At 64.5% G+C, this 8,804-nt stretch carries 7 protein-coding genes; 2 read left to right on the top strand and 5 right to left on the bottom strand.

The window, feature by feature from the left end:
* Positions 1-572, top strand: a 572-nt coding sequence (gene pgsW, locus N2315_06885; GenBank protein ID MCX7828916.1) for a poly-gamma-glutamate system protein, incomplete at its 5' end; no start/stop codon positions are given.
* Here the strand turns inward: pgsW and cysK are convergent.
* The 3 genes from cysK to N2315_06870 all read right to left on the bottom strand — a co-directional run bounded on the left by cysK (position 569) and on the right by N2315_06870 (position 3,633).
* Positions 569-1,474 carry a cysteine synthase A gene (gene cysK, locus N2315_06880; GenBank protein ID MCX7828915.1) on the bottom strand — a complete coding sequence of 302 codons (906 nt, stop codon included), beginning with the start codon at positions 1,472-1,474 and terminating at the stop codon, positions 569-571. The two genes, pgsW and cysK, sit on opposite strands and share 4 nt — an antisense overlap.
* The gene (locus N2315_06875; protein ID MCX7828914.1) at positions 1,471-2,190 is read right to left on the bottom strand and encodes a serine O-acetyltransferase; all 720 of its coding nucleotides are present in this window, start codon (positions 2,188-2,190) and stop codon (positions 1,471-1,473) included. Before N2315_06875 ends, cysK begins: the two co-directional genes overlap by 4 nt.
* A 282-nt stretch (positions 2,191-2,472) precedes the next feature.
* Entirely contained in the window at positions 2,473-3,633 is a 1,161-nt protein-coding gene (locus tag N2315_06870; GenBank protein MCX7828913.1) for an AI-2E family transporter, read from the bottom strand.
* Between the two features lie 206 nt (positions 3,634-3,839).
* On the opposite strand from N2315_06870, the gene ftsZ reads away from it, so the two are divergent.
* A complete protein-coding gene (gene ftsZ / locus N2315_06865) occupies positions 3,840-5,051 on the top strand; it encodes a cell division protein FtsZ (protein MCX7828912.1) in 1,212 nt (403 codons plus the stop codon).
* 131 nt (positions 5,052-5,182) lie between these two features.
* Here ftsZ and N2315_06860 read toward each other — a convergent pair whose 3' ends face one another.
* Together N2315_06860 and N2315_06855 are read right to left on the bottom strand one after the other, a co-directional pair.
* On the bottom strand, positions 5,183-6,103 hold the full coding sequence (locus N2315_06860; protein ID MCX7828911.1) for a methyl-accepting chemotaxis protein: 921 nt from the start codon (positions 6,101-6,103) through the stop codon (positions 5,183-5,185).
* On the bottom strand, positions 6,033-7,340 hold the full coding sequence (locus N2315_06855; GenBank protein ID MCX7828910.1) for a methyl-accepting chemotaxis protein: 1,308 nt from the start codon (positions 7,338-7,340) through the stop codon (positions 6,033-6,035). Before N2315_06855 ends, N2315_06860 begins: the two co-directional genes overlap by 71 nt.
* Positions 7,341-8,804 lie beyond the last annotated feature (1,464 nt).

Raw genomic sequence — 8,804 nt, 5'->3', positions numbered from 1 at the left:
GGGCCAACCGGCCGGAGGCCCCCTGGCCCGTGATGGAGGACTGCCTTTTGAGGTCCCGGGTCCTCAAGCGCCCCGCCCTGGCCTACACGTTGGGAGGGGAGGGGGAGACCGGCGGGGGTATGCCGCCGGAGGGATTGGAGGTGCTCCTCAGGTCCGCCCGGGGCGTCCCGCTGTGGAAGGACCGGGTCCTTCAGAGGAAGCTGCGGCTGGTGAAGGCCAGGAGCCCCAAGCTGGTGGTGAGCATAGGGGGGTCCGCCGCGAACCTGGGGGATGATCCCGCCATACTGGAGGTGCGGTCCGGCCTTGTGATGCCAAGGGCTGACGGGGGAAACGGCCTTGTGGGCCATGTGCTTCGGATGGGGGTGCCGGTGCTGTACCTCATAGACCTTAAGGATCTCAACCGGCGGGAGGGGCTCTCCTTGGGAAGGAGCTGGGTTTCCGCCGCGGGGGTATTGCTGTTCCTTGCCGCCATGGGCTTTAACAGGCGGTTTGCGCTGCTGGACGAGGAGCGTCCTAAAGGCCCCGCCTCGTCGAAGGGCGGGGCCCTTAGCTTCGTGAAGCGTGAAGGCTAAAGCACGCTGAGGTACTTGTCCTGGCGGTCGCACTGGATGGTGACCACCGCTTGGGTGTTGGGCATCTCCTCCGCCAGCCGTATGGCGGCTATCACGTTGGCGCCGGTGGATATGCCGCTGAAGAGCCCGTGGGAGGCGGAAAGCCACCGGGCCGCCTCCTTGGCCTCCTCGGTGTTCACCGTGACCACCCGGTCCACCAACGACAGGTCCAGGTTCTTGGGGATGAAGTTGGCCCCGATGCCCTGGATGCCGTGCTTTCCCGCGGTGCCCTTGGATATCAGGGGGGACTCCTCGGGCTCCACCGCCACCACCTGGGCGCTGGGCCAGGCGGCCTTGATGGCCCTCGCGGCGCCGCTTATGGTGCCCCCGGTCCCCACCCCCGCCACGAAGGCCCCTATGGGAACGGGCCTAAGGGCTAAGACTATCTCGGGCCCCGTGGACACCGAGTGGGCCCAGGGGTTGCCGGGGTTTGAGAACTGGTCCAGCGTGAAGGCCCGGGCCTCCGCCTTCAGGATCTCCAACGACCGGTTCACCGCCCCCTGCATCCCCTCCGATGCGCTGGTTAGTTCCAGCGAGGCCCCGTAGGCCTTGAGAACCTTGCGGCGCTCCTCCGACATGGATTCCGGCATGGTGAGGACCACCTTCAGCCCTAAGGCGGCGCCGAACATGGCGAGGGCTATACCGGTGTTGCCGCTGGTGGGCTCCACTATCACTGAGTCCTCCCGCAGCAGCCCCTGTCGCTCCGCCCGGAGCAGCATGCCCCAAACCGCCCGGTCCTTCACGGACCCTCCGGGGTTGTTCCCCTCAAGTTTCACGTACACCGTAGCCCCCCGGGTCTTTATGGGAAGCATGGGGGTGTTGCCCACCAGCCCCGCCAGGGGAAGGTCTGATACCTTTATCATATTGCCACCTCCTCAAAAGAATCCTTGCGCTCCTTGAGCCTCATCTCCCGCTTAAGCCGCATGACCTCCCGCTCCAGGGCCTCTATGCGCCTTAAGAGGTCCGCCTCTTTGTTGGCGGCTGTAGCGGAGAGGTTGGCTGCGTCCATGAGGCCCCAGGGTTCCGGCCTCTTGCTGACATGGGCCGCGCCGGGCCCCTTGACGGGCCTTGCCTTGGGGCCCACCATGGTGGTGAAGGGGGGCACCGGTGAGAGCACCACGCTGTTGGCCCCTATCTTGGCTCCCCTGCCCACGGTTATGGGGCCTAATATCTTAGCTCCGCTGCCCACCACCACGTCCTCCTCCAGGATCGGGTGCCTCTGCCACTGGCGCTCGTTGCCCGTGGCCCCCAACGTGACCCCCTGGAATATGACGCACCGGTCCTTCACCACCGCGGACTCCCCTATGACCACCCCGGAGCCGTGGTCTATCAGTATCCCCTTGCCGATCTTGGCGCCTGGGTGGATCTCAATGCCGGTCCACCAGCGGAATATCACCGATATGAGCCTGGGCAGCACCGGCACCCCCAGCCTGTGGAGGCGGTGGGCGATCCTGTGCCCCAGGAGGGCGTGAAAGCCCGGGGCGCATAGCGCCACCTCCAACGCGCCCCTCATGCCCTTGGGCACCGACGGGTCCCGATCCCTGAAGGCCCTGAAGTCCTCCGCTATTTCCCTGAACACCCCAATCTGAACACCTCCCTGATTTGCCCTTCCTGTGTTTCCCGCGCACCCCCATGGGGCGAGGGCCCGAGGGGAAGGGGACAAAAAACTAAGAGGCCCGCCCGGCGGCGGACCTCTTAGTTTTAGATAGCCTGCTTTCGTTCAATGCCCGTTTCCATGATCGGAAGGAGGCAAGGCGTCGGCGGTCCGCCCGGTATGTCCCGGGAGGGCGCCAAGCACCATCACCGGGGTCATGTGGACTCCCGGCGACAACAACAGCTGAAACGGTTCCGAACTTGGAGGTTAGACACGGTCACCATGGGGTGATTCTAAACCGGTTTTGGTTTTTTGGCAACTCCTGGGAAGCCCCATCTGTATTCCCAGCATCAGGGCGTGCAGCGCCACGGGTCCCAGGAACAGCCCCGGCAGGCCGAAGGCGCTAAGGCCCCCGATGACGCCGGTTATCATGAGAAGCGTGGAGGTGCCGTCCTCCCGGTTGCTGGACATGAGCACCGGCCGGATGAACTGGTCCAGGCCGGAGACCGCGGAAGCTCCCCATATGAGGAGGAAGAGGCCCTCCTTGGCGGCGCCGATGAGGATTAGATAAAGGGCCCCGGGCAGCCACACCAGGGCGGTGCCCACCAGGGGGATGAAGCTGGCGGCGAACATGCCAAGCCCCGCGGCGGCTCCGTTGGGAAGCCCCGCCAGGCGCCAGCCGATCCAGCCCAGCGCCCCCTGTATGAGGCCCGTGAGGATGGAGCCGATGATGACCGACCTCATGACCCGGGAGGACTTGAGCAGGAACAGGTCCCGCCGGTGCCCCGGCAGCGGCAGGTGGTTGCGGACCGCGAGCACCAGCCGGTCCCAGTCCTTTAGGAGGAAGAAGCCCACGAAGGCCCCAAGGGTTCCTTCGTATATCAGGGAGGATACGCCGGACACCATGGCCCCCGAGAGCCGGACCCCCTGCCGGGCGAGGAAGACCGCAAGGTCCGTGAGATGGCCGTCCAGGGACCTGTGGTCCACCCACTGGGGCAGGAGGTTCAACAGGGGGGTCATGACATGGGCCAGCTCCGAGGACAGGGAGGCGGGGTCAAAGGAGCCCGCCTCCGCCACGGCGCCCAGGAGCTGCTGGGCCTTTGCTCCAATCAGGTACGCCCCGTAGGCCACAGGGGCGGTCACCGCAAGGGCCGCCAGGAGCACCAAAAGCCCAGCGGTGAGGCCCGGCGTGTTGACCCATCGGCACAGGCGTCGGTGAAGGCCCTTGAGGGAGAAGGCCAGAATCCATCCAAGGCACAGGGGCTTGAACACCGGCACCACCACCGGATAGGCCCAGAGGAACAGAAGCAGCAGGAACCCCGCCAGGGGCCATGCCGGGGCGTCCCCTATCCGGGACCCGTCCTGGCCGTTGACGCCTTTGTTTGACCTTGACCCGCTCCGGCGGTTTACCAGCTTGCACACCTCCATGGTTAGTCGATTTGAATGTCCCTGCACTTGCTTGACTTGACGCGCCATAGAAGTATATCATTAAATGGCACCTTTAAATCAAAGTATAATCCAGGGGAACCGGTTGGAAATGGTTCTTTTAGTCTATTTTTGTAGCAAATATCCGATAAAACAAGCTTAACTTTAAGGCGAAGGGCATCCATGGTTCTTGGGAGGAGGGGGTTTTTTTGACGTATCCGTTGTTCGGCATAGTGCCCCCCGATGGGGGCGTCACGGGCCCCCAGGGGGGAGACCGCCTGCAGGGCAGGGCCCCCAAGGAGGTAATAAAGGTGATTGGAGTGGGAGGAGGGGGCGGCAACGCCCTTTCCTACATGATAAAGAGCGGCCTTAGCGGGGTCGTATCCGTGGCGGCCAACACGGACGTGAGGGCCCTTGAGGGGGTGGACTCGGACGTAAAGGTAATCCTGGGCCGCCAGCTCACCAAGGGGTTGGGCGCCGGGGCGAGGCCGGAGCTTGGACGGCAGGCGGCGGTGGAGTCCAAGGACGAGATAAGGCGGGTGTTGGAGGGGGCGGACATGGTCTACTTCGCCGCCGGAATGGGGGGCGGCACCGGCACCGGGGCCCTTCCGGTTATGGCCGCCATGGCCAGGGAGATGGGGATACTGACCGTGGCGGTGGTGACCAAACCCTTCACCTTCGAGGGCAGCCGCCGGATGAGCAACGCCTTAAGGGGCATAGAGGAGCTGGCCCCGGTGGTGGACTCCCTCATCGTGATCCCCAACGACCGGCTCATAGACCTGTCCGACGCCAGGATGACCATAGAGGAGTCCTTTGCCATCGCCAACGACGTTCTCCGCCAGGCGGTCCAGGGGGTGACGGACCTCATAGTTAACCCCGGCCTTGTGAACGTGGACTTCGCGGACGTGAAGGCGGTGATGAGCCGCTCCGGAAGGGCGGTGATGGGCATAGGCTCCGCTCAGGGGGAGGGGCGGGCCCTGGAGGCCCTCCGGAAGGCCATGGAGAGCCCCCTCATGGAGGTACGCCTCAAGGACGCCAGCGGGGGGCTCATAAACGTAACCGCCGGGCCGGACATAGGGATCCACGAGCTAAACGACGCGGCGGAGGCCTTCCAGGGGTACCTGGGGGAGGACGCGTTGTTCTTCTGGGGTTACAGGCAGGACGACAACCTGAGGGGCACCGTCAAGGTGGTGGTGATAGCCGCGGGCTTCGAGGCCCAGGGGGACTCCCATCTGGCCGCCCCTGGGGCTGTTCGTCCCAAGGGCGCCTTAAGGGAGGAGCACCTAAGGCACAGGCCCAGGGAAGCCCACGATAGATCCCCCCAGGACTTGTCCGTGGGCAGCCTCTTCGAGGGCAGCGCCAGCCACCTGGACACGCCGTCCATCCTCCGAAGGAGGTCGAACAAGGAGCCATTGGAGTAGGCGGGGGCCCCATGGCCGGGATTAGAAGTCCATGGGGCTGGAAGCGGGCAAAAAGCCCAAGGTATCGGAAATGTGAAGGGGGAGATGTGGGCTCCCCCTTCACATTTATCCTCCTTAAGCCAAGGGCCCTATTAAGCCCTAAGGGCCCTTGGGGGGGTGGCGTTTGAGCTTTGCTGGCTGCTTAAGCGGAAGCCCCTGGAGAGATCCCCAAGGCGCTGGGCCAGGCTTGTGAGGCTCTGGGTGCTCTCCTCCAGGCTTCGAACCAGGGAGGACGCCTCGTGGGCCATGGCCTCCGCGTCCTTGACGGACGCCTGGGCATTTGAGGACTCCGACGCTATGTCCTGCACCGCCTGGGCTATCTCCCCGCTGGAGGCCGCCTGTTCCTCCGCCACCGCCGCCAGGTCCTGGGTGGCGGCGGATATCCCCTTAAGGCTTTCCATGATCCGCTCTATGAGGGACGAGGCATCCTCCGCGGCGGAGAAGGCCTCCCTGGACATCTTGGCGTTGCCCTCCGAGGCGGACTGCACCTGTGCCATGTCCTGGGCTATGCCGTCCGCCAGCTCCGCTATCTGGGACGCCGCCCGGTTGGACTCCTCCGCCAGCTTCCGCACCTCCTCCGCCACCACCGCGAAGCCCTTGCCCGCTTCCCCCGCCCGGGCGGCCTCTATGGCGGCGTTTAACGCCAACAGGTTCGTCTGGTCCGCTATCTGGCCTATCTGGGCCACGAAGGACTGTATCCTGCCCGCCCGCTCCCCCAACGTCTTCACCATGGAGCTGGCCCGCTCCGCCTCCTGGGCCACGGACCGCAGGGACTGGGCCACCCTGAGGACCGCCCGGGCCCCCTCCTCGCCGGAGGATCTGGCGTCCTCCACCGAAGAGGCCATGTCCGTGGCCCTCTGGGCGGACATCTGGGAGCCCGACGCCACCTCCTCGGAGGAGGCGGTTATCTCCTCCTGGGACGCCGCCAGCCGGTCCAGCCTCTTAGATGTGTCGGACACGAGGGACGAGCACCGCTCCATGGCCTCCGACGCCTCCCGGGAGGAGCCGGACACCACCTGGGCGCTGCGGGGAGAGGTCCGACACCGCCTGGGATATGGCCCCCAGCGTCCCCCGGAGGGAGCTCATCATGCCGTAGATGGACCGGGACAGAGCCTCGGTCTCGTCGCCGGTCCTCATGACCAGCTCGTCCTCCCCCATGGAAAGGTCCCCGGAGGCCGCCCGGTCCGCCAGGGCCGAAAGCCTCCTTATGGGGGCCGTTATCCTGTTGGCCCCGAAGAAGACCACCGCCGCCAGCGCCAAGGCCCCCAGCGCCGACAGGAGCACCACGGTGGTCACCAGCCTGTTGGCCTTGGCGTAAACCTCCTCCTCAAAGAGCACCCCCCCAAAGCTCCAGGGGGTGTCCACCCCATCCACCCGAACCGGAGTGTTGATCTTTATGGTGTACCTCTTGGCGGACTCGTTCCACGCCCGCTCATGCCACTCCTCACCGCGGCGGATCCTCTCCAAAAACCTCTGCCCCGAGGGGTCCTTGAGCTCCCCTGCGGGCTTGTTTATCCGCTCCCCGTCCTTGTGGGCCGCCACGATCCCGTTGTAGGACATGAGGCGGGCGAACCCGGAGTCGAAGAATTTAAGGCCCGAGACGATGCTTTGGATCTTGTCCAGCGATATGTCCACCGTCACCGCCCCTATGACCTTGCCCTTGGCCTTCACCGGAGACGACACGGTGGTCATGAGGACCTTCTTCCCCCCCACCGGGTACTCGTAGGGCTCCGTGAGGAAGAGCTTGCCGGTCCTCACCGGCACCAGGTACCAGTCCCCCTCCCCTTCCTTGTCGTAGCCCACCAGGGGCTCGGTCTTGATGGTGCCGCCGTCGTTGTAAACGTAGGGCACGAACCGGCCGGTGCCGTCGTGCCAGGGTTTGTTCACGTAGTCCTGGTCCCGGCCGTCGAAGGCGTTGGGCTCAAACCCGCAGGACATGGCGAAGAAGTCCGGGTGGGATGCCAAGGTTCTAACCAGTATGTTCCGGGCCCCCTCCCGGCTTTGGGCGCCGGACTCCACCATGGCCCCAAGTACCTGGGAAACCTCGTACGCCACGTCCATGGCCCGCTGGAGCTCTTCCTCCACCCTGGCGGCGTCGGCCCTTGAGGCGTAAAGCCCCTCCTTGAGCCCCGCCTCCATGGCGCTCCTCCTCACGTTCACCGCGGTGATGGCGGTTATGCCCCCAAGAACCGCCAGGGCTCCACCTAAGACCACCGCTATGAGCTTCGTCCTTATGCTGCCCTTGACCATCAAAAACACCTCCCGGCCTCCAAAGCGTTGGTTTCGACCTTACCAGGGGCCCTGAAGACGTATGAGATAAAGCCCCTTTGCGAAGCCCCTATTTCCCTGGAACGTCACCGCCCTGCGGACCCCCAATGGCGCCTCTTGGCCTGCAACCCCAGGCGGTTCTTCCGGCTAGGAAGAAAGAAGGGATGACGCGCTCTCACCTCCCGGATTCTCGGAGCAGGGTTTTTCGTGGGAGGGGACGGAACTTTATATTAAGGTTTAAGGACGTCTTAAATTCCCATCCCCCTATGGCTTCGAGGTTTTTGTAGATCGTTTTTGTAGATCAAAGTCGAGATTCCGCCCATGGGATTGGGCTCCGGCCGCGGCTTTTTTATTATATGCTAAACGAGCAATAAATTGCCGTACCGCCTAAGATGCCCCATCCCGGGGCGGACCTTTTCGCCTGCCCACGGGGGATGCGGGGGCTTTTGTTTTCTTCCCTTCCCCGTTCCGCGTCATCCCCTTGGGCGCACATGGGGTGATCTGATTTTTAAATATATTCCAAAGCCTGCCTTGTGTGAAGCGGTTGCCTTAGGCCGCCCTATGGGGCCTCGTCTCCGCCGGGCCTTGGGCCGAGGAGGACCGTTCCTTGTGGCCCCTTGGCACCCGCAGGCTGTAGCGCGATGGCAAGGAAGGTAGGGATAAGGTCAGCATAAATCAAGGTCGATGCACGCTATTTTGCGCCGAGTTTTGCGGCCCCTTGGGGCGGTTTCCCGCTGTCCTGGGTCCTGCCATGCCAGGGCTTTGGGCGTTTGGCGTGCCTTGGCGCCCTCGTGTCTTGCCATGGGCAGCAGCCCCTCTTTGGGGTCGTTGCCCCTTGTCGGTCTTACGCCGCTGCGGCCCCTTGGGGCGGGGTTCCCTCATTGCCGGGTGCCCGTCCATCCCGGCGGCTTGGGGTGTTCGGCGTACCACGGTGCTAGCGCCCAGCTCGCAGGCGCTGGGATCCTTCTTTGGGCCCCTACCCCCTTACCTCGCGTCCCATCATAGGTTGCAGGTCCCTGGGGCTTGAGCTTGGGCGGGCCGGGCGATCCATTATCCAACATGCCACGCCTACCGGTTCCTCCGACGGCCCAAGGGCACCGGAGGACGACAAGAAAGCCCCGGTGGCGATGCGCATTCGACGCCGTCGGCACACAAGACGGGCGTCTAACTTGCGGTTGCCAATTGCCCCAGCCCGATCCCCGGCGGATCGCTGCCCCTTTTTCTGCCACCTTTGGCATTGGCCATGCGAAGGAAAGCGATGGTTCCCTGGCGCCGCAGGCCCCCTGCGGGCATGGCGGATTCCGCTCAGCGGCCCTTCGATCGAAGGCCGCCCCGGGACTTGGCGTTGTGTCTTTGGGGTGAGGCATGAGCGAATCAGCCCGCGTTGGATCTAACGGAAGCGCCGCCAGCGGTTGGGGCGCGCTCAGCCCCTTTGTTTAACGTATT

Origin of the sequence: Thermanaerothrix sp. (genome assembly GCA_026417795.1) — a bacterium.
GTDB lineage: Bacteria > Synergistota > Synergistia > Synergistales > Synergistaceae > Thermanaerovibrio.
Note: the sequence above shows the minus strand (reverse complement) of the source record. Positions and strands in the feature narration are given on the sequence as shown.